This window comes from Pseudomonas oryzihabitans (genome assembly GCF_032027545.1).
Taxonomy (GTDB): Bacteria; Pseudomonadota; Gammaproteobacteria; order Pseudomonadales; family Pseudomonadaceae; genus Chryseomonas; species Chryseomonas oryzihabitans_F.
In genome coordinates this window covers 186,598-212,398 of record NZ_JAVSJB010000001.1, presented here as the reverse complement: position 1 = coordinate 212,398, position 25,801 = coordinate 186,598, and the positions used below count along the sequence as shown (strand labels likewise).

Annotated in this window: 17 protein-coding genes; 11 read left to right on the top strand and 6 right to left on the bottom strand. The window is 67.8% G+C overall.

Annotated elements, in window-relative coordinates; translation table 11 throughout:
• Window positions 1–150 precede the first annotated feature (150 nt).
• Both RND78_RS00910 and RND78_RS00905 read left to right on the top strand, forming a co-directional pair.
• The gene (locus RND78_RS00910; protein ID WP_312725245.1) at window positions 151–2,676 is read left to right on the top strand and encodes a mechanosensitive ion channel domain-containing protein; all 2,526 of its coding nucleotides are present in this window, start codon (window positions 151–153) and stop codon (window positions 2,674–2,676) included.
• 2 nt (window positions 2,677–2,678) lie between these two features.
• Window positions 2,679–3,446, top strand: coding sequence for an NUDIX domain-containing protein (locus tag RND78_RS00905; RefSeq protein WP_312725243.1), 768 nt, complete (start codon window positions 2,679–2,681; stop codon window positions 3,444–3,446).
• A gap of 97 nt (window positions 3,447–3,543) precedes the next feature.
• Here RND78_RS00905 and cysE read toward each other — a convergent pair whose 3' ends face one another.
• From cysE to RND78_RS00890, 3 genes are read right to left on the bottom strand one after another with little or no spacing between them, the layout of a single operon-like run.
• The gene (gene cysE, locus RND78_RS00900) at window positions 3,544–4,332 is read right to left on the bottom strand and encodes a serine O-acetyltransferase (RefSeq protein ID WP_312725241.1); all 789 of its coding nucleotides are present in this window, start codon (window positions 4,330–4,332) and stop codon (window positions 3,544–3,546) included.
• Between the two features lie 14 nt (window positions 4,333–4,346).
• Window positions 4,347–4,916 carry a GNAT family N-acetyltransferase gene (locus RND78_RS00895; RefSeq protein WP_312725238.1) on the bottom strand — a complete coding sequence of 190 codons (570 nt, stop codon included), beginning with the start codon at window positions 4,914–4,916 and terminating at the stop codon, window positions 4,347–4,349.
• A gap of 10 nt (window positions 4,917–4,926) precedes the next feature.
• Complete coding sequence (locus RND78_RS00890; RefSeq protein WP_312725236.1) at window positions 4,927–5,469, bottom strand: XRE family transcriptional regulator; 543 nt, start codon at window positions 5,467–5,469, stop codon at window positions 4,927–4,929.
• Between the two features lie 641 nt (window positions 5,470–6,110).
• Here RND78_RS00890 and RND78_RS00885 point away from each other — a divergent pair.
• The 8 genes from RND78_RS00885 (at window position 6,111) to RND78_RS00850 (ending at window position 14,908) form a co-directional block, all read left to right on the top strand.
• Complete coding sequence (locus RND78_RS00885; RefSeq protein WP_312725235.1) at window positions 6,111–6,311, top strand: general stress protein; 201 nt, start codon at window positions 6,111–6,113, stop codon at window positions 6,309–6,311.
• Between the two features lie 216 nt (window positions 6,312–6,527).
• A complete protein-coding gene (locus tag RND78_RS00880) occupies window positions 6,528–8,333 on the top strand; it encodes a methyl-accepting chemotaxis protein (RefSeq protein WP_312725234.1) in 1,806 nt (601 codons plus the stop codon).
• A gap of 2 nt (window positions 8,334–8,335) precedes the next feature.
• A complete protein-coding gene (locus tag RND78_RS00875; RefSeq protein WP_312725232.1) occupies window positions 8,336–8,797 on the top strand; it encodes a chemotaxis protein CheW in 462 nt (153 codons plus the stop codon).
• Window positions 8,794–10,044: a CheR family methyltransferase gene (locus RND78_RS00870; RefSeq protein WP_312725230.1), complete on the top strand. Its 1,251-nt coding sequence runs from the start codon at window positions 8,794–8,796 to the stop codon at window positions 10,042–10,044. The genes RND78_RS00875 and RND78_RS00870 overlap by 4 nt, the downstream gene beginning before the upstream one ends.
• On the top strand, window positions 10,041–10,568 hold the full coding sequence (locus RND78_RS00865; RefSeq protein WP_312725228.1) for a chemotaxis protein CheW: 528 nt from the start codon (window positions 10,041–10,043) through the stop codon (window positions 10,566–10,568). Before RND78_RS00870 ends, RND78_RS00865 begins: the two co-directional genes overlap by 4 nt.
• A complete protein-coding gene (locus RND78_RS00860) occupies window positions 10,565–12,754 on the top strand; it encodes a response regulator (protein ID WP_312725226.1) in 2,190 nt (729 codons plus the stop codon). The genes RND78_RS00865 and RND78_RS00860 overlap by 4 nt, the downstream gene beginning before the upstream one ends.
• Window positions 12,751–13,788, top strand: coding sequence for a chemotaxis-specific protein-glutamate methyltransferase CheB (gene cheB / locus RND78_RS00855; RefSeq protein WP_312725224.1), 1,038 nt, complete (start codon window positions 12,751–12,753; stop codon window positions 13,786–13,788). Before RND78_RS00860 ends, cheB begins: the two co-directional genes overlap by 4 nt.
• Window positions 13,789–13,885: 97 nt before the next feature.
• Window positions 13,886–14,908 carry a diguanylate cyclase domain-containing protein gene (locus RND78_RS00850; RefSeq protein ID WP_312725222.1) on the top strand — a complete coding sequence of 341 codons (1,023 nt, stop codon included), beginning with the start codon at window positions 13,886–13,888 and terminating at the stop codon, window positions 14,906–14,908.
• 171 nt (window positions 14,909–15,079) lie between these two features.
• On the opposite strand, the gene RND78_RS00845 is transcribed toward RND78_RS00850, so the two are convergent.
• Complete coding sequence (locus RND78_RS00845; protein ID WP_312725220.1) at window positions 15,080–15,994, bottom strand: diguanylate cyclase domain-containing protein; 915 nt, start codon at window positions 15,992–15,994, stop codon at window positions 15,080–15,082.
• A gap of 6 nt (window positions 15,995–16,000) precedes the next feature.
• A complete protein-coding gene (locus RND78_RS00840) occupies window positions 16,001–22,600 on the bottom strand; it encodes a response regulator (protein WP_312725218.1) in 6,600 nt (2,199 codons plus the stop codon).
• Between the two features lie 258 nt (window positions 22,601–22,858).
• Between RND78_RS00840 and RND78_RS00835 the strand changes: the two genes are divergently transcribed.
• Complete coding sequence (locus RND78_RS00835) at window positions 22,859–24,970, top strand: NAD(P)-binding protein (RefSeq protein WP_312725216.1); 2,112 nt, start codon at window positions 22,859–22,861, stop codon at window positions 24,968–24,970.
• Here the strand turns inward: RND78_RS00835 and RND78_RS00830 are convergent.
• Window positions 24,899–25,792, bottom strand: coding sequence for a hypothetical protein (locus RND78_RS00830; RefSeq protein ID WP_312725214.1), 894 nt, complete (start codon window positions 25,790–25,792; stop codon window positions 24,899–24,901). The genes RND78_RS00835 and RND78_RS00830 overlap by 72 nt on opposite strands.
• Between the last annotated feature and the right edge of the window lie 9 nt (window positions 25,793–25,801).

Below are 25,801 nucleotides of genomic sequence, written 5' to 3'. Positions count from 1 at the left end.
GAGCTAATCTAATATGCAAAATGGACATTTAACGCGAAGGGAACTCAGGGTACGCCTGCAGCCGGCATCATTATCCGTCGGGGAGTCATCGCGCAGCCTGACGAGTCTATGTGGCCAGACCCGCCTTCCGGCACTGCTCAGGCCTTAACCATGTTCAAAGCCTTGCTCGCCCTGTTCCTATTGACACTCGGTACCAGGCTGCACGCCGCCGACGCGCCCGCCACCGCACCGGCCAGCCTTGATCCCCAGCAGGCGCGCCAGGTCGCGGCCCTGCTGCAGGATCCACAACGCCGCCAGGAGCTGATCCTGACCTTGCAGGCCATCGCCAGCCAGCCGGCGAGCGCGGCCGGGACGGACACGACGCCGGCCAGCGCGGCAGCCTCCACTGCGCCGGCCACAGCTGCCACCCCGGCAGCGGGCCAAGAAAAGGCGCTGGTGCCCCTGGAAGCCAATGGCCTGATCGCCCAGACGCTCAGTCGCGTCGGTCGCTGGGCCGACAACCTGGGCAGCGAACTGAATCAGGTGCAGCGGGCGGTACGCACCCTGCCGGATTGGTCGCGTGCCAGCTTCACTTCCGAAGCGGGGCGCCGGGCCCTGCTGCAGGCCCTGCTGACCCTGGCCACCCTGTTCGCCGCCGGCCTGCTCATCGAGTGGCTGATCCGCCGGGCACTCCGGCCCCCCCGGCAACGGCTGCAGCGCCATGCCGATCACGCCGACAGCCGCGCCCGGCGCCAAGCCCAGCAGGCGGCGGCCCAGCAGCCGCCACCTGCAGCCTCGGCAGCCGCCGCCGAGGAGGCCGCCACCCGCCCGGCCGAGCCCGCGGTGGCCCTGGTCAAGACCCAGCGCGATGGGGTGGATCAGCTCGAAGAGGTGCCCATCTCACCGTCCGATAGCGCTGCGCCCGTGCCCGATGAGCCGGCGAACGCCTCCGCCCCGACCGACCCCGCACCCGCCAAGCCCGCCCGGCCCAGCGGCGAAGAGCACTGGACCACCCTGCGGCATCTGCCCTTCGCCCTGGGGCTGCTGGTGCTGGAAATGCTGCCGCTACTGGCCTTCTGGGCCATGGCGGCGCTGCTCATCCACTACCTGGTGGGGTCAGATGCTAACCTGCGCGAGCTGGTCGGCGGCTTCCTCGGCGCCTACCTCACCACCCGCCTCGCCCTGATCGTCACCCGCCTGCTCATCGACCCCGCCGCCCATGGCATCCGCCTGCTCAAGGTCAAGACGGCCCTGGCGAGCCCCCTGCTGCGCTGGCTGCAGGCCTTCGTCTCCCTGATCACCTTCGGCCTGGCCCTGGCCCAGGCGGCGGACATCCTCGGCGCCAACGAAGCCGGCCGCGAGGCCATCGTCAAGTTGGTCTCGCTGCTGGCGCACCTGCTGGTGGTGGGGCTGATCTTCCACGTCCGCCGCCCGGTCGCCGCGCGCATCGCCGGGCAGCAGGACGGCAGTGGCGCCCTCACCGCACTGCGCGCCTGGCTGGGACAGGTCTGGGCAGTGTTCGCCGCGGTCTTCGTCATGGGCGGCTGGACCATGTGGGCGCTGGACATCGAGAACGGCCTGCCACGGCTGATGAACTTCGTCGCGGTCTCGGCCGGCATCGTCATCCTCGGCCGCCTGGCGGCGGTGTTCCTGCTCGGCCTGCTCGGCCGGTTGTTCCAGCCAGCGCCGAGCGAGGGTGCCAGCAGCGCCGATCTGCACCTGCAGCGCTACTATCCGCTGGCCCGCTGGCTGGTGGGAGTGATCGTCACCCTGGTTACCGCCCTGGCACTCTTCCAGTCCTGGGGCTGGAGCGTGCTGGACTGGTTCGACGACGGCAGCATCGGCCGCAGTCTGCTGTCCGCCTTCCTCACCATCCTGATCGCCGCCATCATCGCCGTGGCGATCTGGGAAGGCGCCAATGTGGCGGTCAACCGCCGCCTGAGCCGCTGGACCGAGCGCGGCGATACCGTCCGCGCGGCGCGCCTGCGGACCCTGCTGCCCATGCTGCGCACCGGCCTGTTTCTCCTGGTCGCCCTGATCGTCGGCCTCACCGCCCTGAGCGAACTGGGCATCAACACCACCCCCCTGCTGGCCAGCGCCAGCATCATCGGCGTGGCCCTGGGTTTCGGCTCGCAGAAGCTGGTACAGGACTTCATCACCGGCATCTTCCTGCTGCTGGAGAACGCCATGCAGGTGGGCGACTGGGTCACGGTGGCCGGGGTCTCGGGTACCGTGGAGTACCTGTCGATCCGCACCGTACGACTGCGCGCCGGCGACGGCTCGCTGCACATCGTGCCCTTCAGCTCGGTGTCGGCGGTCAACAACATCAATCGCGGCATCGGCAACGCCGCCCTGCGCATCAGCGTGGGCTATAGCGAGGACATCGAACGGGCCATCGCCGAACTCAAGGACATCGGCGCCGGCCTGCGCGCCGACGAGGCCTTCAAGGACCTGATCCTGGCCGACCTGGAAATCTGGGGCGTGGATGCCGTCGACGGTTCCATGGTCACCCTCGCCGGGCAGATGAGGTGCATCGACAAGGGCCGCTGGGGCGTGCAGCGCGAACTCAACCGGCGCATCCTCGAACGCTTCCGCGAACGCGGCATCGAGATCGCCAACCCACGTGCCAGCCTGCTGCTGCCGAGCGAGACCGGCGCCGTGCCCTCGGCCCCCATCCAGCCACGTCCTACGGAGTGACCGTGCAGTATCGCCTGGACGCCTTCAATGGCCTGATCATCGACGCCGCCTCGCTGCCACCCAACCGCGAGGCCTTCGCTCCAGCGCTTGCCGATCTGCTCGACCAGGCGCGCCGCGAGGGGCGCAACCTGGTCTGGCTCACCCTGCCACTGGCCCTCGGCGAACTGGTCGGGGTCGCCACGGCGGCGGGTTTCGTCTTCCACAATTGCCTCGAACAGGAACTGACCCTGGTCTGGCGTGGCACGCCGACGGCCTTTGCGCCCTTCGTGCCCACCCATAGCCTGGGCGTGGGTGGCCTGGTGCTCAATGGCCGGGGCGAACTGCTGGCGATCCGCGAACGCGGCAGCCAGGGCTACAAGCTGCCAGGCGGCCACGTCGAGCTGGGCGAGGATCTGGCCCCCGCGGTCATCCGCGAAGTCTGGGAGGAGACCGGCATCCACAGTGCCTTCCGCGCCGTGGTCGGTCTGGTGACCACCCACCCTTACCGCTTCGGCAAGTCCAACCTCTATGTGGTCTGCCGCCTCGATCCGCTGAGCGCCGACATCGCCATCCAGGACCCGGCGGAAATCGAGGACGCGCGCTGGCTGGCGCTGACTGACTACCTGGCGGACCTGGGCAACAGCGCCTTCAACCGCGAGCTGGTGCGCAGCCTCGCCCGGAGCGAGGGGCTGGCACCCAGCACCCTGAACAGCGAGCGATATCCCAAGGCCGAGGTCTTTCTCGCTCAGAGCCTGTCCAACGTCTGCTGTGCGTCGGCCAAACGGCGTTGAAAATGGCTTCGGAATGCTCATTTACTACTTGTAAACTCCGCTTCCTCAGCCATTTTCGCCTTGTTTGTCTCTAGCTCGCGAGACTTTGAACAGGCTCTTAGTCGTCGAAGGACTGATCCATGCTCTCGGCCGGATGGGCGTCTCGCGGGCGGCCCACTGGGCGGGCGGGGATGCCCACCACCGTGGTATGGGGCGCCACGTGATGCAACACCACGCTGCCGGCGCCGACCTTGGCGCCTTCGCCGATCTCCAGGTTGCCGAGGATCTTCGCCCCGGCACCGATCATCACGCCCTTGCGTATCTTGGGATGGCGATCACCCTGCTCCTTGCCGGTACCGCCGAGGGTCACCTGCTGCAGGATGGAGACATCGTCTTCCACCACCGCGGTCTCGCCGATGACGATGCCGGTACCATGGTCGAGCATGATGCCGCGGCCCAGTTGCGCGGCGGGATGGATGTCGATGGCCAGCAGCCGGTTGCACCGTGCTTGCAGGTGCAGCGCTAGCAGGCGTTCGCCACAGGTCCAGAGGGCATGACCTAGGCGATGGGCCTGCAAGGTCAGGAAGCCCTTGGAGAAGAGGAAGATCTCCAGCAGGCTGGCATAGGCCGGGTCCCGCGCCAGCACCGCCTCCAGGTCGGCGCAGGCGGCTGTCACCAAGTCTGGCAGCTCGGCATGCAACGCCACGAAGCGCCTGGCGAGTTGCTCGGCCTGACGTGGGTCCTCCGCCAGGGCATCGGCGCAGCGCCGGGCCAGGGCACTGGCGAGATCGTCGGGCTGCAGCAGCGCCCGTGCCAGCCCATCGGCCAAGGCCGGTGCCTCAGGGCATCCCGCCTCGGCCTGGGCACGCAGGAGTTGCCAGAGTTCGGTAGCGGAGCGAGGGGGCATGGCGGACGGCGTTCCTAGCGAAAAGAATCGTCTAGTTTAGCGAGCACGGCGGGCAACGTCTTGTACATCAACGTAGTGCTGTCGCGTCGCCCGGGCTGCTGGGCATCCAGGGCGTAGCCGGGAATCCGGCCCGCAACCTCGTAGCCCAGGGACAGATAGAGCGGCTCGGCATGGTCGTCGCTGCGGGTATCGAGGGTGAGGAGTTCCCGACCATGAGCCCGGGCGGCGTCTTCCAGCCTGAGCATCAGCTGTCGGGCGATCCCCTGGCGACGCTGCTCGGGATGGACCAGCAGCTTGGCCACCTCGGCTCGATGCGGCTGGTTGGCCGGAGTGTCGAGCACCAGTTGGACACTGCCGACCACCCATCCCTCGTGGAGAGCGGCGAACAGCAGCCGCGCGCCGCGCGCGATTCCTGGTGCCACGCCGTCCAGCCAGAAGCCTCTATTGACGGCCGCGGCCAGGGGCAGGATGAAGCCGATGCTCGCCCCCTCGGCCACGCAGGCGGCGAGCAGTCGCTGGAAATCCTCCAGATGGGCATTGAAGCGCACAGCATCGAACTGCTCGATGGAAAGCCTGGCGGACATGAGATACCTCTCAGACGAGAAACAGCAGATAGCGGGCACCGGCACTGCCACTGAGAAAACGGCTGCTGCCCCAGAGCCGATAACGCAGGCAGTCACCCACGCCAAGGCGATGGTGCTGCTCCTCCACCCAGAGTTGCAGTTCACCATCGAGCATCAGCAGATGGTGTTCGAGACCGGGACGAGGCGAACTCTCGTAGCGGATGTCCACGCCTGGCCCCAGTTGGCTCTCGATCACCTCCCCCGCCAGCGCCCGGGACGGCGGCGACACGGAACGGCGGGTGAACGCCTGGACGGGATCGGCCCAGAGTTGCTGGGCCGACCGCGGCACCTGCGCCGGAAAGCCGGCTTCCACGCTGTGCAGCAGCCGTGTGAGGGTCAGGCCATAGGCGGTGCAGAGCTGGCCGAGGACCGCCGTGGTCGGGCTGACCTCGGCATTTTCCAGCCGCGACAGGGTAGCCCGGCTCACGCCACTGCGGCTGGCGAGCTGTTCCAGTGAAAGTCCGTGCTCCAGCCGGAGCGCCTTGAGTCGGAGGGCCAGGTGTTCGTCCAGCATGTCATTCTCCCATTTAAAGGAATTTTTCCCATAAATGGGAATAAAATGCAAGCTCGAGCGTTATTCAGAGAACGGGGAAATGGATCTCTCTATCGTCTTAAACTTTATCGAAAGAACTATTAGAAGTGCGCCTTGATATCGAGTTAGTTGACATACATCATTAACTTCAGTTAAACGGCCTTGGCTTCACCCTTTGACGCCGAGTCAGCCAGCCATCGCAATAAGTTATAAATCTTCCTTTGCCGAGATAAGCCGCTCAGCGCTTGGGAGGATGCAGTGTCGCTCCCAGCAAGAACCTTATCGAGCATTCGCCGTCTGAGCTGATACCCTGCTAACCCAGCAGTGGCGAGCCCCGTCACAAGATATTTCAAAATATTTCAACCTAACTCCCCCGGATTCCAGTTCAGCGTCGCGATCCTTTACCAAAAACCTCTACAGCTCCTGTACAACATTGTGCGAACGGCTCTAATGGCGAAGATCATCCGCACAAAGCTGTATCGAACCTGCATCGCGTCCAACAAAAGTTCCCTCTATCGCCCATCCAGAACTCGTTTCCCTTCGCGCTACTCTCAACTAGCGAATCGCTTAGTCTTTGGGGCCCGGCGTTCAAATTCCTACCTTTGCACTCAGGAGAAGTTATTATGGCTAACAAGAGCAGCAATCCAGGCAACTTCGCCAACAATCGCGACCGTGCCGCGGAAGCCGGTCGCAAGGGTGGTCGGGCCAGTGGTGGCAACTTCGCCAACAACCCCACACGGGCCTCAGAGGCTGGACGCAAGGGCGGCCAGAACAGCCACGGCACTCGTCGAAACGATGCGGCGAGCGAGGCGGCGCCGACCTGAGGCAGCCTGATCCCCCGGCAGCCTCCTAATATCCGACATCGTGGCAGGCTGCCGCCCTACCTTGGCGCGGATGTCCGCCTGGCGTTTCAGCCTTTCCGGCCAAGGCCGACTGCGTCACAACTCACATAACTGCATGACCGTGCTACTTTTATCGGATAGACAGGGTGTTCCCCTTGGGTTCGCTCCTTCCCCTTCCGTCCGCGCGTGCCGGTGCCCATGCTCGATAACATTCGCATCCAGAACAAACTCTTCGCCGGCTTCGCCGCCATCATCGCCCTGGTCGTGCTGCTGCTCTGGCAGACCTATGCCGCCCTGCAGAGCCTGGTCGACGCCAATCGCTGGGATCGCCACACCGCCGAGGTCCTGCTGGCGGTCACGGCGCTGGACAACAACCTCCTCGAGACCCGCGCCAAGCTGCGTAACTACTGGTATTCCGGCACGCCCGCCGACGCCGAGACGGCGCGTCAGGCCCTGCCGCAGCTGGCCAACGCCGTACGCACGCCCCAGCAACTGACCCAGGACAACCCTGAGCAGCAACAGCGCTTCACTCGGCTGGCGGCGAGTCTCGACGACTGGCGGCGCAATACCTTCGAAACGCTGCTGCGTCTGCGCGAGACCGGTAACCTCACCCCGACCCAGCTGGCCAACGAGCCCCTGATCGATGCCCTGAACACCCAGGTCGCCGGCATCCGCCAGCAGATTCAGAGCATCGCCGACGAGGAGCGCAAGCTGACGGCGCAACGGGCCGCGCACACCGAGAGCACCCGCAGCCGCCTCACCTGGACCCTGCTGGCCGGCGGCGCCCTGTGCATACTGCTCGCCGCGCTCATCGCCTGGGTGCTGTCCCATGGCCTGCTCCGCTCGATTCGTGGCCTGACCGATACGGTGGCGCGGATTTCCGCTGGCGAAAGTGGCGCGCGCGTTCAGGTGCGGGGTCGCGACGAACTGGGCCAGGTGGGCCTGGCATTCAACCAGATGGCCCAGCAGATCCAGGATGACCACAGCCGGGAACAGGCGTTGATGCAGCGCCTGCGCGACGACGTCGACGACCTGCTCGAGCTGGTCAACAAGGCCGCCGCCGGTGATCTCACCGGGCGGACCCGCGTCAGTGGCGACGATGCCATCGGCCAGCTGGCCCGCGGCCTGGGCAAGATGATCGAGGACCTGCGCGGCATGCTCACCAAGGTCCAGCGCGCCGGTATCCAGGTGACCTCCTCCACCACCGAGATCGCGGCCTCGTCCCGCCAGCAGGAAGCCACCAGCATCGAACAGGCGCAGACCAGCGTGGAAGTCCTGAGCACCACGCGGGAGATCGCCGCCAACGCCAATGCGCTGCTCAAGACCATGGAAGAAGCCGTGCAGGTGGCCGACGAGACCACCCACGGCGCGGTGCAGGCGCGCAGCAACCTGGCGAGCATGGACGCCACCATGCAGCGCATGGTGGCGGCGACCGATTCCATCAACGCCAAGCTCGCGGCGCTGTCGGAAAAATCCAGCCACATCAACAAGGTGCTGACCACCATCACCAAGGTGGCCGACCAGACCAACCTGCTGTCGCTCAATGCGGCCATCGAAGCGGAAAAGGCCGGTGAGGCAGGTCGCGGCTTCTCGGTGGTGGCCACCGAGATCCGCCGGCTGTCGGACCAGACCACCGCCGCCACCGACGACATCGAGCAGATGCTCAAGGACATGAACTCCGCGGTTTCCGCCAGCGTCATGGGCATGGACAAGTTCTCCGAGGAAATCCGTCGCAGCGTGCAGGAGGTGGCGAGCGTCAGCGACCAACTGGCCGAGGTCATCGAGGACGTGCAGAAACTGCCGGCGCGTTTCGACATCGTGCTGGAGGGCATGCAGTCCCAGGCGGTGGGTGCCGTGCAGATCGCCGAGACCATCACCCAGCTCAACGACAGCACCCAGCAGACCACCGAGGCGCTCAAGGCCACCAGCGAGGCGGTCCAGTACCTGCAGCAGGCCGCGCAGGACCTGCAGAGCAGCGTCGCCACCTTCTCGGTCAGCCGTTGACGATGCAGATCCTGGCCTTCCAGCTGGCCGAGGCGGCCGCGGCCCTGCCGACGGCGGTCATCCGCCAGGTACTGCCCTATCTGCAACTCACCCGCTTTCCCGCGGCGCCCGCCGGTGTCGCCGGGTTGATGAACCTGCACGGCGCGGCGGTGCCGGTGGTGGACGTCACCGCCATGAGCGGCGCACGTAGCGCCCGGCTGCGGCAGGACACCCGCATCCTGCTGGTGGACTATCCGCTGTCCACGCCGGACGGTGATAGCCAGCCGCTCGGCCTGGTGGTGGAAGGCGTCGTCGGCATACGCCGGGTGACGGCCACCACGCCACGACCGGCTGGTATCGCACTGCCCGACTACCCCTGGCTGGGCGAAATCCTGGAAACGCCCGAAGGTCTCTGGCTCTGGCTCGACCTGCAGCGGCTACTCTCGCCCACCCTGGCCGCGCTGCTGTTCCAGGAGGCCGCGTGAAACTCGATCCGCGCCTCGCGCCCCTGGTACGTTCCCGCACCGGGCTCGCCATCGCCGACGACATGCTGGGGCGCGCCATTCGCCAGCGGCTGCGCGAGCGCCAGGAGAGCGAGGCGGAACTCTACATGGCGCGCATTCTCGACGACGAGGCGGAGTTCGCCGACCTGCTGGACCTGCTGGTCATCCCGGAGACCTGGTTCTTCCGCGATCCCCAGGCCATCACCCACGCGGCCCGCTTCGCCCAGGCGCGTCACGCGGGCAGCGGTCGCCCCGTGCGGCTGCTCAGCCTGCCCTGCTCCACCGGCGAGGAACCCTACACCCTGGCCATGGCACTACTCGATGCCGGCCTGCCGGCCAGCGCCTTCCAGGTGACCGCCGTGGACATCAACGAACCTTCCCTGGAGCGCGCCAGGCGTGGCCTCTACGGCCGCAACTCCTTTCGCGCCAAGGACCTGGGCTTCCGCGAGCGCTATTTCAGTGCCGAGGGTGATCGGCATCGCCTGGCCGAGTCGGTGCGCAACCAGGTGCGCTTCCGCCAGGGCAACATCCTCCAGCTCGGCAGCCTGCGCGACGGCGCGCTCTTCGACGTGGTGCTCTGCCGCAACCTGCTGATCTACTTCGACGACCAGACCCAGGGCCGCGCCTTGAGCCACCTGGCCGCCCTGCTGCACGACGATGGCCTGCTCTGCGTGGGCAGCTCGGAAATGGTCAGCGCCATGCGCCACGGCTTCGCCAGCCTGGGCGTGGCCCATGCCTCGGCACTGGTCAAGCGCCAGGCACAGGTAGCGGATGCCCCCCGCTCCCCGAACGTTACCACCACGCCACGGCGCAAAGCCGCACCCCGTCCAGCCGCGGCGCCCCGTGCGCCGGCACCGCCGCCTCCGCGCAGTCGCGCCTTGCCCGTCAGTGCGCCCGCGACGCCCGGGCCACCACCGGTATTGGAGCAGGCGCAGCGGCTCGCCGATGCCGGCCAGGGCGACGCCGCCGAGGCCTTGCTGCGCGGCCTGCTGGAACAGGATCGCAGCCAGGCCGGCGCTCACTTCCTGCTCGCCCTGATCCTACCCGACGCACGCGCCGCCGAGGCCGAGCGAGCGCTACGCCAGGCCCTCTACCTCGAACCCGCGCATTACCCCGCGCTGTGCCGGCTGGCGCTGATCTGCGAGCGCGCCGGACGCCTCGACGAAGCCGGCCGCCTGCGCGAGCGCGCGGCGCGCATCCAGCCCGGCGGCGCAGGGGATCAGGCATGAGCCTGGATCGCGAACTGGCCGACGCCGAACGGGCTGCCTGGGCCGAGCGCTATGCGGCACCCCTGGCCGATGCCCAGACGCGCTCGCTCAGCGCCCTGGTGTTTCGCCTGGGCGGGGAATGGCTCGGGTTGCCGGGCAGTTGTCTGGTCACCGCCACCGAGCCCATCGCCGCCCACCGGGTGCCCCATCGCCGCTCACCACTGCTGCACGGCATCGTGCCGGTGCGCGGCCAGCTGTATCCCTGCATCGCCCTGGACCTGCTGCTCGCGGTGGCCCCCGCCAGCCGCAGCCAGGGCTTTCCGCGCCTGCTGCTGATCCGTATCGGCCGCCGCGACTGGGCGATCCAGGTCGACGAGGTGCTGGGGCTGCAACGCTATGCGCCGGCGGAGTTGCAGCCGCCGCCGGCGACCCTCGGCGGCGAGTTGCTGAGTTATCTCGGCGGGGTCTATCGCGAAGGTCCGCACCAGGTCGGACTGATCGAGCCGGCGCGCCTGGAACGTGCCCTGGAAGAGGCCCTGCGATGAGCCAGCCCCCGCGCGACGTGCGCGAGATGTCGCTGTACGACCTCTTCGCCAGCGAGGTGCAGAGCCACCTGCAGGCGCTGGACGCCGGCCTGCTGCGCCTCGAGCGCGATCCCGCCGATATCGCCGTGATCGAGCCCATGATGCGCGCAGCCCACTCGATCAAGGGCGCCGCTCGCATCGTCGACCTGGATGGCCTGGTCGAACTGGCCCACGCCATGGAGGATTGCCTGGTGGCCGTGCAGGACGGCCAGCGCCGCCTGGGCACCGCAGCCATCGACCAACTGTTCCGCTGCGTCGATGTCCTCGGCGAGGTCAGCCGCCTGGACGAGGCCGCCAGCCAACGCTGGCAGCTCGAACAGCGCGATGCCCAGCGCGCCCTGGCCCGGGCCCTGAGCGTCGCCGATGCCGACGCGGCGCCGAGCCCGGCAGCAACGCCGCCCGGCGTGCCGGCACCGAGCGTCGCTGCCGCCGTGGAAGAGCCCCCCGAGCCCGAACGCACCCGGGACCCGCTGCGGGTCGACAGCGGCCGCTTCAACCAGATTCTTGCCCTCACCAGCGAGGCCCGGGTGATGGGCCTCGGCCTGCACGGCCTGGTGCAGGGCTTCCAGGGCTATCGCGGCGAACTGCAGGCGCTGTTCGGCCAGGCAGCGGCGGCGAGTAACGAGCTGCGCCTGCGCCAGGAGGGGCTGCTCGATCGCTATCAACAGCAGCTGCAGGCACTGGAAGCCTACGAACGCCGCCTGCTCGGCGTCTGCCGAGGTCTGCTGGACGAGGTGCTCGGCGTACGGATGCGTCCGCTGCGCGACGCCGTACAGGGCTTTCCGCGGCTGGTACGCGACCTTGCCAGGAGCCTGGACAAGGACGCCACCCTGCAGGTGGACGGCGCCGACACCCTGATCGACCGCGAGGTACTCGCGCGCCTGGAAAGCCCGCTCAACCACCTGCTGCGCAATGCCGTCGACCACGGGCTGGAAACGCCGGCCGAACGCCGTGCCCTGGGCAAGCCGGAAAGGGGCCAGATCCGCCTCGAGGCACGCCATGTCGCCGGTCGGCTGCAGGTGAGCCTGCACGACGATGGCCGTGGTCTTGACCTGGAGCGCATCCGCGCGGCAGTGATTGCCCGTCGCCTGAGTCCCGCCCCGGTCGCCGCCGAGCTGAGTCCCGCCGAGCTGCTGGAATTTCTGCTGCTGCCCGGCTTCAGCCTCAAGGAGACGGTCACCGAGCTGTCCGGACGCGGCGTGGGCCTGGACGTGGTGGCCGATGCCATCCGCGCCCTGGACGGCGAGGTGCGCCTGGAAACCCGTCCGGGTGAAGGCTTCAGCACCCACCTGCTGGTGCCGGTCAGCCGCTCCATCGTCCGCGCCCTGATCGTCGACATCGCCGGCGAAGCCTATGCCCTGCCGGTCAACCGCATCGAGCGGGTGCTGCGCCTGGCAGCGAACGAGGTGCATTCCCTGGAGGGCAAGGCCTTCTTCCTGCTCGGCGAGGATCGCCTGGGCCTGGTCGCCGCCCACCAGCTCCTGGAACTCGACCCGACTCCGGCCGGCGACGACCTGGCGGTGCTGGTGATCGGCGGCGGCGAGCGCCGCTACGGCCTGGTGGTGGATCGCCTGCGCGGCGAGCAGGGCCTGGCGCTCAAGCCGCTGGACGACATCTTCGGCAAGCTGCGCTCGGTCACTGCCGGGGCCCTGCTCGACGATGGCGACCCGGTGCTGCTACTGGACGTCGCCGACCTGCTGACCGGCATCGAGCGCCTGCTGGGCGAAGGCCGGCTGCGCCAGGTACAGGGCGGCCAGGTCGCCGACACCCGAAGGGTGAAGCGCATCCTGGTGGTGGACGACTCCCTCACGGTGCGCGAGATGGAACGCAAGCTGCTGGAAGGCCAGGGCTACGAGGTGGAAGTGGCGGTGGACGGCATGGACGGCTGGAATGCCGTGCGCGCCGGCGATTTCGACATGCTGCTGTCGGACATCGACATGCCACGCATGAACGGCATCGAGCTGGTGGAGCTGGTGCGTCGCGATCCTCGCCTGCACGCCCTGCCGGTGATGATCGTCTCCTACAAGGACCGTCCGGAAGATCGGCTCAAGGGGATGCAGGCCGGTGCCGATTACTATCTGACCAAGGGCAGCTTCCATGATGACGCCCTGATCACCGCCGTGCAGGACCTCATCGGAGCCCCATGAGAATCGCCATCGTCAACGACCTGCTGCTGGCCACCGAAGCCCTGCGCCGCCTGCTGGCCAGAGACGGGCGTCATACGGTGGCCTGGATCGCCCACGATGGCGAGGAAGCCGTGGCACGCTGCGCCGAGGATCGGCCCGATCTCATCCTCATGGACTTGCAGATGCCGCGCCTGGACGGCATCGAGGCGACCCGCCGGATCATGGCGCAGTCGCCCTGCGCCATCCTGGTGGTCACCGCCACCCCGGACGATTGCGAAGGGGTGTTCCGTGCCATGGGCGCCGGTGCCCTCGACGTGACCGCCACCCCAGCCCTCGCCGGAGGGGCCGACGGTGGCGCCTTATTGCGCAAGATCGGCCGTATCGAACCCCTGGTGCGGCTGCCCGATCGCCCCGCTCAAGCGGTGCTGCCGCAAGCGACCGCGCCGGTCGGCATGCCCGGCGAGACACCGGGCGCCCTGGTGGCCATCGGCGCCTCCACCGGCGGCCCGGCCGCCCTGGTGAGCCTGTTCGAGGGCTGGGCTCCGACCGGCGCCGCCAGCGTGGTCCTGGTCCAGCATATCGACCGTCGCTTCGCCCCCAGCTTCATCGCCTGGCTCGACACCCAGATCGCCTGGCCCGTCACGGCCGCCGCCGCCGGCGCCCAGCCGCAGCCCGGCCAGGTCTGCGTGGCCCTGGGCGACGATCACCTGCTGCTGGACAGCCGCGGCCGCTTCGCCTACACCCCCGACCCGCTCGACTATCCCTATCGGCCGTCGGTGGATGTGTTCTTCACCAGCCTTGCCGGCCACCCCCACCTGGGCCGCCAGGTGCTGGGCATCCTCCTCACCGGCATGGGACGCGATGGCGCGAGCGGGCTGTATGCCCTGCGCCAGAGCGGTTGCCCGACCCTGGCCCAGGATGAGGCCAGTTGTGCCGTATACGGCATGCCCGCAGCTGCGGTTAGAATGGGCGCCGCGGAGCGCGTGCTCAGTCCTGCGCAGATCGGCGCCTGGCTGCAGCGACGCTTCGCCTCGCCCCCGGAGGGCAGAACATGACAGGCCGCCAACAGGAGCGTTGGCCGGTGCAGCGGCAGGGAATGGCCAAGTTGAGATGCGGGATTCTCACCCCCCGCTCGCAGAAGGACGCGCAGTAATGGCCACGCATGAGGGTGGAGCCCTGGATAGTCTGATCGCCCCCAAGGTGCGGCTGCTGCTGGTGGACGATCAACTGATCATCATCGAGGCAGTGCGGCGGATGATCGCGGATCAGCCCGACGTCGAACTGCATTACTGCCTGGATGCGCACCAGGCGGTGAACATGGCGCTGCAGCTGAAACCCACCGTGGTGCTGCAGGACCTGATCATGCCCGAGATCGATGGCCTGGAAACCGTTCGCCGCTTCCGCGCGGACCCGGCGCTGCGCGACGTACCCATCGTGGTGCTCTCCTCCAAGGAGGACCCCCAGGTCAAGGCGCAGAGCTTCGCCACCGGCGCCAACGACTACCTGGTCAAGCTGCCTGACAAGCTGGAGCTGCTGGCCCGGATTCGCTACCACTCCGAAGCCTACGTCCTGCGCGCCCAGCGCGACGAGGCCTTCCGCTTCCTGCGCGAAAGCCAGCGGCAACTCGCCGAGGCCAACATCCAGCTGCAGAAACTGGTCGCCATCGACAGCCTCACCGGCATCAACAACCGGCGGCATTTCGACCAGACCTACGAAGGCGAATGGCTGCGCGCCCGTCGCAGTCGCCAGCCGTTGGCCCTGCTGCTCTGCGACGTCGACCACTTCAAGCGCTACAACGACACCTACGGCCACCTGAGCGGCGATCTCTGCCTGAAGAAGGTGGCCGCGGTGCTCACCGAACAGCTCAAGCGCCCGGCGGACCTGGTGGCCCGCTACGGCGGCGAGGAATTCGCCATGGTCCTGCCGGACACCGACGCCGAAGGCGCGCGCCAGGTCGCCGAAGCCTGCCGCGCCGGGGTCGAGCGCCTGCAGGTGGCCCACAGCGGCAGCGAGATCGGGGTGGTGACCATTTCCATCGGCGTCGGCAGCATCCAGCCGCAGAGCGGTGACGACCACGAAGCCTTCCTCGAACGGACCGACCAGGCGCTTTACCAGGCCAAGGCCAGCGGCCGCAACCGGGTGGAATTGCTGGCCGGGCCCGCCGGCGACGCCTGAGCCTGCCGCTAGTGTGGTGTTTCAGACGTTGACTGCACAATTTTGGCGGCGCTTTTTTGGCTTAAGCGGCGTTGCCACTCCTCGCCATAGCCCTGCTATGACTCGTCGCAGCGCCTAGCCTTAGTCAAAAAATCACTCGCCAATTCTTGCGCGAACGTCTGAAATACCACGCTAGAGGCCGGCGCTGACCAACCGGTTGCGCCCGGCTGACTTGGCCTGATACAGCAGGGAGTCCGCCGTCTTGAGCAGCCAGTGCGGCTCCTGTTCCGGGGTCGGATGGCAACAGGCCAGGCCGATGCTCACCGTCAGCCAGAGCCGATCGTCCGCCAGCGGATGGGCGATGCGCAACTCGGCGATCCCCTGCCGGCAGCGCTCCAGCACCGCCTCGGCGGCAGCCTGGGAGGCGCCCGGCAGCAGCAGGACGAATTCCTCGCCACCATAGCGCGCCAAGCAGTCGCGATCGCGGATGCGTTGCTCCAACACCTGAGCCACCCGCGACAGTGCCTGGTCGCCCGCGGCATGGCCGTAGGTATCGTTGTACTGCTTGAAGTAATCGATATCGAGCATGGCGATGGCGATGGGCCGCCCGCGATTGACCGCCAGTTGCCACTCCACCGCCAGTTGCTCGTCGAAACGCCGCCGGTTGCCGACCGACGTCAGGGGGTCCATGTGCGCCAGCTCTTCGAGCAGGCGCCGCTGGCGGGCCAGTTGCAGGTGCAGCCGCACCCTGGCCAGCACGGCGAGGGGGTTGAAGGGCTTCTGGATGAAATCACTGGCACCCAGCTCGAAGCACTCGACCTCGCGATTGAGGTCGTTGGCCGCGGTGATGAAGATGACCGGGATGGCACTGGTCTCGGCCCGCCGCTTGAACAGCTGGATCAGCTGCAGGCCGTCGATGCCTGGCATCACCACGTCCAGCAGGATGAGGTCGGGGTGCTCGCGGGCCGCCTTGGTCAGCGCCTGCACCCCGCTCTTGGCCAGCATGATGCGAGCCTCGTCGCGCAGCAGGTCGGCGAGGACACGTAGGTTACTCTTCTGATCGTCGACGATCAGAATCAGCGGCAGATCGCTACCCCTTGCCTCCATCGGCCCTCAGCCCGACCGCTGGTCGAGCTGTCGCACCCGACGCAGCAGATCGAGGGTGGCATCGGCAGCGTGTTCGAATTCGACGTCATCCACCCATTCGCGGATACGCGTCACATCGGCGCTCTGGGGCGTGCCCGCACAGCGCTCCACGAGTCTGTCCAGCACCCCTTCGGCGGCGAAGTCCGACGCCCGCAACAGCCCGACCAGGCGCTCGAGCATGGCCTCCACGCCGTCCGTGGACGCCTCCGGTTGCTGCTGTTCGTCCTCGACCAGCAACTCGTCCAGCGACGCCAGGCAGCGCTCGGCCTCGGCGTGCAGCAGGCGAATCTCCTCGGCGAGGGGCTGGGCCAGGCGAATGCGCTTGGTCAGTCGCTGGGCCGCCTCCTGCAGGGCGGTGGCGCCCACGTAGGCGGCAGAGGATTGCAGCGCATGGGCGCATTCGAAGAGACCGACCACATCGTCCGCGGCGCGCCAGGCGGCGATGCGACCGGGCAGATCGGCCTGCTGGGCGCGGAAATCCCGGACCAGTTGCTCATAGAGATCGGTGTTGCCGCGCAGCAGGCGCAACGCTGTCTCCGGCTCCAGCGCCGCGGTACCGCGTGCCCGCGTCAGCAGGCTCGCCTCGTTCACGTCCGCCACCGCCTTGCGCTCGGCGCGCTCCAGTTGTTCGAGACTGGCCCAGGCGGCGATGACACGGAACAACTCACTGGGATCGAGCGGCTTGACCAGGTGATCGTTCATGCCGGCCTCCAGGCAGCGCTCCCGGTCTCCCGGCAGGCCGTTGGCGGTCATGGCGATCACCGGCAGCCGCGCCAGCGCCGGCCGCTCGCGTAGCAGGCGGGTAGCCGACAGCCCATCCAGGCGCGGCATGTGGACGTCCATCAGCACCAGGTCGTAGGCCTCGTGTTCCAGGCGATCCAGCGCCGCCTGGCCGTCTTCCGCCACCTCGATGTGGATGCCGGTACCCTGCAGGAAGCCGATCACCACCTGGCGATTGATGGCGTTGTCGTCCACCAGCAGCAGGCGAATGCCCTGCAGGTCGATCGCCGTCTGCCCCCGCGTCGGCGCCATGGCGGGCGCCAGGCCCAGGCCGGCAAGCAGCCGCTGGGGCATGGGCGCGGTGATCGGCTTGTCGAGCAGCTCCAGGCCGACGATGTCCTCGCCCAGGCTGCGTACCTCTTCCGCCTCGTAGGGCGAGGCCAGCATGGCCAGGGGCAGCCCTGGCTGGCACTCGCGCAGGCGCCGCGCCAGCACCAGACCGTCCTCGGCGCCCAGGCGCCAGTCGACGATGGCCAGCTCGAACACCTCGCTCCCGGTCGTCACTGCGGCCAGCGCCTGGACCGCGGATTCCGCTTCGCGGACCTGCATGCCCAGTTCACGCAGGCGCTGCGCGAGGATGCGCCGCGCGAGGGCATGGTCGTCCACCAACAGCACCCGGCGCGCCAGCTGGCTGGGCAGCCGCTCCGGCTCGCCGGTCACCGGCAGGGTCAGTTGCAGGGTAAAGCAGGACCCGCGTCCCGCCTCGCTGTGGACCTCCAGGGAACCGCCCATGAGGTCGGTGAGCTGGCGCGAGATGGCCAGGCCCAGGCCGGTGCCGCCATAGCGGCGACTGATGGAGCCGTCCGCCTGGGTGAAGGGCTGGAACAGCTGGCCCAGTTGCACCTCGGTCATGCCGATGCCAGTGTCCTCGACGGCGATGCTGAGCCGCACCCGCGCGTCTTCGCGCGCCGCGCCGACGCGGATCAGCACATGCCCGGCCTCGGTGAACTTGACCGCGTTGCTCAGGAGGTTGACCAATACCTGCTGCAGCCGTAGCGGATCGCCCTCCAGTTGCAGGGGGATGTCCGGACCGCAGTCCAGCACCAGCTCCACACCCTTCTCGTGGGCCTTCAGCGCGCAGAGGTTCAGGGTGCGCTCGAGCACCTTGCCCAGGTTGAAGCCGAGTTGTTCGAGCCGGGTGCCGCCGGCTTCGTTGCGGGAATAGTCGAGGACATCGTTGATGACGCCCAGCAGGCTCTCGCCGGAATCGAGGATCTTGCCGACGTGGCCGCGCTGCTCGCCGGACAGCCGGGTACCCAGGGTCAGGCGGCTGAGGCCGATCACGGCATTGAGCGGGGTGCGGATCTCGTGGCTCATGGTGGCCAGGAACAGCGACTTGGCCGTGGCCGCTTCCTCGGCACGGATGCGCGCCTGGTCCAGTTCGAGCGTCCGCTCGGCGACGCGCTGCTCGAGGGTCTCGTAGATCTGCGCGTGCTCCAGGGAAATCGCCGCCTGGGTGGCGAGGATGCTCAGCACCTGCAGCCGACCCGGGGTGAAGGCCTGGGCCAGCAGGTTGTTTTCCAGATAGAGCACGCCGATCAGGCGGCCCTGGCGCAGTACCGGCATGCAGCAGATGGAGCGCGGTCGCCGGGCGCGGATGTAGCTGTCGCGGACGAAGCGCCCGGCACTGGCGGCATCGTCGAGGATGACCGCTTCCCGGTTACGGATGACGTGGGAGACCAGGGTGAGCGGCACCAGGCTTTCGCCGAGGTCCTGCTCGCCCAGCGCCACGGGCAGTCCCTGCAGCACCTTGGGCTCGGCCGCGCCGCTGGACACCGAGGCCTGCACCAGCCAGCGCCCGCCTTCAGGCAACAGCAACAGCCCGTGCTGGGCACCGCCCTCCTCCAGGATGATGCGCATCATCCGCGCCAGCAGCTGGTCCAGTGCCAGTTCGTTGGAGATGGTCTGCAGCGACTTGAGCACCGACAGCCAGTCCAGGCGCATCATGTCGCCGGTAGTCTGGTCATGGGTACGCTGCACCGTCAGGGAACGGGTTTCCGCCACGCGCAGCCAACGGGGGAATTCGTTCTCCAGGGCCTGGGCCTTGGCCGCCGCGCCCCAGTGCAGATAGCTACGCTGGGCGTCCTGCAGATAGGCCCGGGCCAGGCGCGAGCGGCCTTGCGCCAGCCAGAAGCGGCCGTAGAGCTCCTCGGCCAGTGCCGCGCCCTGGCGGAAGCCATGCAGCCGCGCCGACTCCAGGGCCCGCTCGTAGCAGTCCATGGCCGTCTCGCTGCGGCCGGCATGGCGCGCCAGTTCGGCGTCCACCAGGTCGCGCTTGTGGGCGAAGTTCTCCGGGCAGTGCGTCGCCCAGCCGGCCAGCCGTTCACGGGCGGCCTGGACCTTGGCCAGCTCCGTCTCCGCCAGCTCGTCTCCGGCCAGCAGGATCAGCGCCTGGTAGAAGGCATGCTCGGCGATGCTGAACCAGCCGAAGGTGGCCGCCAGCGAGGCCTCCATGGCCTCGGCATGCTGCCGCGCAACGGGCAGCCGGCGGAACAGGAAGGCTGCCTGCATCTTGTTGAAATCGTAGTAGTTCAGGCAGAGCACATGGCCGCTGTCCTGCATCTGGCGCACCAGCACCGCTTCGTCCTGGCCCTCCTCGTCCCAACGCTCCTGGCTCGGCGTCAGCCCCTGCAACAGGCGCAGCGACTGGCGGAGGATGGTGAATATCTCCAGGGTATTGGGATCGCCGATCCCCAGCAGAATCGGCTCGATCTGCCCGGTTTCGCCGAGGATGTCGTCCAGCGGCGCCCCGGCATGCTGCAGGTGCTTGAGGATGTGGAAGGCGCTGTAGGCGGTGAAGATGATCTCGCCACTGCGCTGGCCAGCTGCCAAGGCCTCGCGCAGCAGGGGCACGTTATCCGCGATGGGACTCGACCAGGGGCTGTTGGTCACCGCGAACATGGTGTAGACCTTGCACTTGAGCGGCAGATTGCCAGTGCGGTCCACCAGGTCGACGGCCAGCCGCCCGACCTGGTAGCCCAGTTCGTAGCGCCCGTGGAAGGCCGACAGCAGCGAGCCATAGTTGGCATAGCCAAAGGGCGAGAGGTCGCCGTTGCCGTACTGGATCGACAGCTTGACGATGCGCATCACCGCCAGCAGGCTCATGGGCAGGTCGACGTTGATCGCCGGCCCCCACAGCAGGCCCAGCAGCCGGATCAGCAACTGGGCGCGCGGATCGTCCATGGTCGGCAGGTCGAGCAGCGCCGCCGGCGACCGCGCGGCGAGCCAGGCGTCGACCTCGGCACTGTCGGCGCCGATGGCCTGATTGATGTCCGCCGGGGCTTCCGGCCAGGGTTCGTCCAGCGCCCGGACGCCCGCCACGCCCACCGCCAGGGCCTCGGCGAAACGTCCCAGCCCGCTGAACAGGTCGATCTGCAGGGCGCGCACGCCCGCTTGCTCAAGGGACGTCCGCGCCCGCGGCAGCAACAGTTCGCAGATCCGCAGCGCCTCCAGGGCATCGCCACAGAGATGGGCGAGTTCTGCCCACTCGCGATGCAGCTGGAACAGCAGCACGTGGCGTCCGCTCCAGGCGGGTTCGTCGATCAGTGTCACCGCCGTGCTCAGGAATTCCAGCGCCGCCGGGTAGGCATTGGCCTGCCGCGTCCGGCGCGCGGCCTCCAGATTGAGTTCCAGCAGTTGCAGGCGCTCGGCCGGTGTCTCGATCAGCGCCAGCGCCAGGTTGAGGTGCGATACCGCCTCCAGCCGCGCCTTCCCGCCTTCGGCGAGGTACAGTTGGCCCGCCCGCAGATGGACTCGCTCGCGCTCGTCGGGCGCCAGCAGCGAATGGGCGGCATGGCGCACCTGATCGTGGGGGAAACTGAAGCAGGTAGGGGCGCCGTCGCCCCCGGACCCGGCTTCGGTGAGCAGTCCTTCCTGGACCAGCACCTGGCACAGGTGACGGATCGTCGCGGGCGACTCGGCGATCAGGGCGGCGAGTCGCTCGCAGGAGAACACCGTGCCCAGGCAGGCGGCCCATTGCAGCAACTGCGAAGTGGCCGGCGGCAGGTCCTGGAGCTTGCCGACCATGAAGTCGACCACGTTGTCATAGACGTCCAGTGCCTGCAGGCGTGGCAACTCCCAGTGCCACCGGCCGTGCTCGCCATCGAATTCCAGCAGGCCTTCCTGTTGCAGGCTGCGCAGCAACTGTTCGATGAAGAAGGGGTTGCCCAGGGTCTTGTCCAGGCAGAGGCCGGCCAGCGCGGCCTGGTCGGCGGCCGGGGCCGGCAGGATGTCGGCGATCAGCCGCTCGATGTCCTCGCGAGACAGCGGCCCCAGCGTCAGGTCGCGAATCGGCGCCGTCGTCACCAGGCGCTCCAGCGGGCTGCCGGCCAGTTGCTCGTCGCGGAGGGTCGCCACCAGCAGTTGGGAACCCGGGTGCCGGCGTGACAGCAGGCGTTCGATCAGCCGCAGCGAGGCAGCGTCCGCCCATTGCAGGTCATCCAGCCAGAGCAGCAGGGGACGGTCGTGGGTAGCGAAGGCCAGCAACAGGGCGCTCACCGCATCGTCGAAGCGCTGCTCGGCCTGCTGGGGCGGCAGCTCGGCCACCGGCGGCTGGGGACCGAGCCAGGCGGCCAGTTCGGGCGAGACATCGGTGAGGACGACGGCATTGCCGTCCAGCAGGCCGAGCAGGCGTTCGGCGAAGTCCGCGCCCAGCGTCTGGCCCAGCTCGACCAGCTCCTTCACCGCCTGGCGCAGGGCGCTGTAGGGCACCGCGCGGCCCAGGGCCTCGAACTTGCCGTGGACCACGACCATCCGCTCGCCCTGGCGGCGTACGAAGGCCTGCACCAGGGCCGACTTGCCGACCCCGGAGGCGCCCCTGACGAACACTGCCTCGACCTGGCCGAGGGTCACTCGCGCCAGGGCTTCGTCGAGCAGGCGCATGGCGCTGGCCCGGCCTTGCAGCGAGCGCGACATCACCAGGCGCGCGGGCGGATCGTCGCTGCCCGGCACGAAATCCTCGTCGCGCCCGGCCTGCCAGTTCGCCTGGCAACGCTGCAGATCGCGCAGGATGCCGAAGCAGCCCTGGTAGCGCTCCTCCGCAGCCTTGGCCATCAGTTTTTCCACCAGCGCCACCAGCCCGGCGGGAATGCCCGGTACTCGCTCGGCCAGGGCGGGCGGACGCATGGCCAGGTGCGCATGCACCAGTTCGAGCGGATCCTGGGCGTGGAACGGCGGCTCGCCACAGAGCATCTCGTAGAAGGTCACACCGAGGGCGTAGAAGTCGCTGCGGTAGTCCTGGTGCCGCCCGGTCCGCCCGCTCTGCTCGGGCGCGAGGTAGATCAGGGAGCCTTCCAGGCGGATCTCGCCGCTGCCCACGGCGCCGAACTCGGTGGCGATCCCCAGGTCGGTGAGTCGCAGCGTACCGGTGTCGCCATTGCAGACGATGTTGCGCGGGTTGAGGTCATTGTGGGCGATGCGCAACCGGTGCAGCCGCGCCAGCGCGCGGACGATGGCCAGCGCCCAGTCGAAGAAATCGTCCAGGGCCAGCGGCCCTTGATCCAGCAGCGCGGCGAGATCGGTACCGCCGATGTCCTCGAGCACCAGTACCTGGCGCCCGTCATAGTCGACCAGGTCCAGCGCCGCGCTCACCGCACCACTGGCGCTGGCCCGACGGGTCAGCTCGAATTCCTGACGCAGGCCGGCCTGGGCCTGGGGCGTGGGGTAGTCGGCAGCCAGCAGCTTGAGAATCACCGATTGTCCGTCGTCCAGGCGGGTTCCGCGGTAGATCAGCGCATGGCGACTCTCGCTCACCCGTGCCTTGCAGCTATAGCCTGGAATCCTCAACACCGCGCTCGCCTCGATCCTGGGACGCCCCGCCGGGTCGTCGCCTCAACTGTAACCAATCGCCCTGCCTGAGCCTGCATGCCAAGTCGCCCGGCAAAGGTCGAGCACGTCGACTCGGGACGTCGCCTCGCCCGCTATGCAGGTACTTTTCAGCCGGACCCTAAAGTCTCAAGGGAACTTTTCGATAAAGTGATATTACCTTAGCCATCACCAGGCATTCGTCCACTCGCGCAAGAAATTGCACACTTCGGAGCAAACGGCATGGAAGCGTTACCCTCTTTTCGCAAGATCGTCATTCTAGGCGGTGGTGTATCTGCCATCACGGCCGCCTTTCGTCTTACTAGTGAGCCCAACTGGCAGGACCGCTACCAGATCACCCTCTATCAGCAGGGCTGGCGCCTGGGGGGCAAGGGCGCCAGTGGCCGCAACGCCGCGGACCACCAGCGCATCGAAGAACACGGCATCCACGTCTGGTTCGGCTTCTACTACAATGCCTTCCATAGCCTGAGACAGTGCTACGAGGAGCTCGCGCGCCCGGCCGGCGCGCCCCTGGCCACCCTCGACGAGGCCTTCTTCGCCCACTCCCACACCGCCTTCGCCGACGAATTCCAGAATCGCTGGACCACCTGGCCCATCGATACCCTGGCGCTGCCTGGCAAACCCGGCGAGGGCTGGAATCCCAAGCCCTTCATGAGCGCCCTGGGCGACCTGCTGGAATGGCTGTTGCGCCTGGGTGAAGCCGAGCAGACCAGCGTCTCGGCGGCCCCCGAGGGGCTGTTCGGTCGCCTGCGCGCCCACTGCAGCGAAGAGGTCCAGGCCCTGGCCCTCGGCGAGGCGGAGCGCCACCTGCACAAGGCGCGCACCGCGCTGCCCGAAAGCCACGATCATCCGCTGCTGCTGTGGCTGTTGCGCGAAGCCCGCAGCCTGCTGGCCAGGGTGCTGAACGAGCGCAGCCAGACCAGCGTCGTCGCCCACCGGCTGTGGCTACTGATGGACTTTGGCCTTACCGTGCTCATCGGCATGCTTGACGACGAGGTCTACGCCAAAGGCTTCGAGTCGCTCAACGACGAAACCTTCCTGGCCTGGCTGGAACGCCATGGTGCCAGCGCCGCTACCCTGGACGGCGCGGTGGTCAAGTCGCTGCACGGTGGCATCTTCGCCTATCGCGACGGCGACCTCGGCAGCCCCGACGTCGAGGCCGGCACCGTGCTGCGCGCCGCCCTGCTGGCGCTGACCACCTCCAAGGGCTCCTTCATCTGGCGCATGCAGGCCGGCATGGGCGACGTGGTCTTCGCGCCCTACTACGAGGTGCTGGCCAAGCGCGGGGTGAATTTCCAGTTCTTCCACCAGGTGACCGGCATCGAGGCCGCTGACGGCGGTCAGGGCCAGGGGCCACGAGTCACCCGCCTGCAGATCCAGCGCCAGGTGCCGCTCAAGCAGGAGCCCTACCAGCCGCTGGTGGACGTCAAGGGCCTGCCCTGCTGGCCGTCGACGCCGCTCTACGACCAGATCCAGGACGACATCGCCCAGCGCTTGCAGGAGCAGAACATCAACCTGGAATCCAACTGGAGCGGCTGGCCAGGTGTCGAGCAACTGGAACTGGTGGTCGATCATGACTTCGACGACGTGGTGCTGGGCATCTCCGTCGCTGGCCTCGCCGCCCTCTCCCCCAGCCTTTGCAGCCTCGATCCGGCCTTCGCCCAGATGACCCAGAAGGTCGCGACCGTGGCCACCCAGGCGGTCCAGCTGTGGCAGAGTCGGGACGCCTGGCAACTCGGCTGGACCGGCTCGCCCAAGGGCGGCCAGGCACCGGAGCTGCTCGGCTTCGCTGCCCAGGCGATGGATTCCTGGGCCGACGTCAGCTACCTGGTGGATCGCGAGGACTGGTCGAGCGGCACCCCGCCCCAGGACATCAGCTACTTCTGTGGCGTTTTCGCCGCCGACGCCGCGCCGCCCATCGGCAAGAAAAGCGACTACCCGCAGGGTCAGGCCCTCAAGGTACACGACGCCTTTATCGACTTCATGAAGGGCAACCTGCTCGATTACTGGCCGGCTGCCGGCACCAACCAGGATTACCACTGGGAATACCTGTTGGCCCCCACCGACGTCAGCGGCGTGGCCCGCTTCGACTACCAATACTGGCGCGCCAACGTCGATCCCAGCGAGAGATATGTGCAGAGTGTGGCCGGCAGCAGTCGCTACCGCCTGGCCACCGACGGCAGCGCCTGCAGCAACCTCTATCTGACCGGCGATTGGATCCGCAACGGCTTCAACATGGGCTGCGTGGAGTCGGCGACCCTGTCAGGCCTGCAGACCGCTCGTGCCATCCTCGGCCACTCCGAGGTCCTGCCTGGCGAGGACGCCTTCCAGTGATGTCACCGCCCGGGCCGCCGCGAGGGCTTCGCGGTGGCCCGCGGCGGGTGGGTAGGCGGGCTTGTTGCCGTTCAGATAGTTCAGCAGGTCGGGCGCCTGGTTCCACCCGGCCGCCTCCTGGTACAGCTCGCGCAGAAAGTGGCGAATCAAGCCATCCATCAGCCGCACGGCCGTTTCCTCGAGGCCCTTGCCCTTCCCTTCGATGATGGGACGGTCCGCCTCGGTGAGCGGATAATGCGGCGGGTAGAAGTCCGCCAGGTGCACCAGCAGCGTTACCGAAAATCCGCGCGGGTCGGCCAGCCAGGCGCCGATTTCACCGAAGATGGTCGCATCCTCCACCAGCGCCTGAGCGAACATCAGTCGATAGAGGGTGATGTTGAGAAAATCCTGGCCAATGGCGTTTTCCAGCCGGGCGTCGTCCTCATAGAGGTGGAAACCGTCGAGGATTGAGGAGTTGTGGGCTAGATACCAGTGGCGCGGCGTGGGCTCGGCGATGAAATCCAGCCAGCAGCGCGTGGGAAAGGGCGCCTGGTCACTGGGAATATCATGCTGCGCCAGGCAGCCGGCCAGCTCGGACAGATAGATGAAGTTCAGGTTGACGTTGCGCCACCAGCGACTGCCGGTTTCCGGATCCAGCACCCCGGCACGGATTTCCCAATCGAGAAAGGCCAGCTCCGAATCGCCGTAGCTCAGGCCGTCGTTGTCGGCGTCACCGAAACGCTCGTAGAAGGACTCGCGCACCCTTCGTCTTTTGCATGGATCGTTGCGAATGGCTTCACAGAGGGCTCTGGTCGCGGCGACCGCTTCTTCGTAGGTATTCATGGCATCCCT

Bases quoted from the DNA above. Each gene is read 5' to 3' on its own strand.
- RND78_RS00910 (WP_312725245.1), top strand. From the start codon at position 151: ATGTTCAAAGCCTTGCTCGCCCTGTTCCTATTGACACTCGGTACCAGG.
- cysE (WP_312725241.1), bottom strand. From the start codon at position 4,332: ATGCCCCCTCGCTCCGCTACCGAACTCTGGCAACTCCTGCGTGCCCAG.
- RND78_RS00895 (WP_312725238.1), bottom strand. From the start codon at position 4,916: ATGTCCGCCAGGCTTTCCATCGAGCAGTTCGATGCTGTGCGCTTCAAT.
- RND78_RS00890 (WP_312725236.1), bottom strand. From the start codon at position 5,469: ATGCTGGACGAACACCTGGCCCTCCGACTCAAGGCGCTCCGGCTGGAG.
- RND78_RS00885 (WP_312725235.1), top strand. From the start codon at position 6,111: ATGGCTAACAAGAGCAGCAATCCAGGCAACTTCGCCAACAATCGCGAC.
- RND78_RS00880 (WP_312725234.1), top strand. From the start codon at position 6,528: ATGCTCGATAACATTCGCATCCAGAACAAACTCTTCGCCGGCTTCGCC.
- RND78_RS00875 (WP_312725232.1), top strand. From the start codon at position 8,336: ATGCAGATCCTGGCCTTCCAGCTGGCCGAGGCGGCCGCGGCCCTGCCG.
- RND78_RS00865 (WP_312725228.1), top strand. From the start codon at position 10,041: ATGAGCCTGGATCGCGAACTGGCCGACGCCGAACGGGCTGCCTGGGCC.
- RND78_RS00860 (WP_312725226.1), top strand. From the start codon at position 10,565: ATGAGCCAGCCCCCGCGCGACGTGCGCGAGATGTCGCTGTACGACCTC.
- cheB (WP_312725224.1), top strand. From the start codon at position 12,751: ATGAGAATCGCCATCGTCAACGACCTGCTGCTGGCCACCGAAGCCCTG.
- RND78_RS00850 (WP_312725222.1), top strand. From the start codon at position 13,886: ATGGCCACGCATGAGGGTGGAGCCCTGGATAGTCTGATCGCCCCCAAG.
- RND78_RS00845 (WP_312725220.1), bottom strand. From the start codon at position 15,994: ATGGAGGCAAGGGGTAGCGATCTGCCGCTGATTCTGATCGTCGACGAT.
- RND78_RS00835 (WP_312725216.1), top strand. From the start codon at position 22,859: ATGGAAGCGTTACCCTCTTTTCGCAAGATCGTCATTCTAGGCGGTGGT.
- RND78_RS00830 (WP_312725214.1), bottom strand. From the start codon at position 25,792: ATGAATACCTACGAAGAAGCGGTCGCCGCGACCAGAGCCCTCTGTGAA.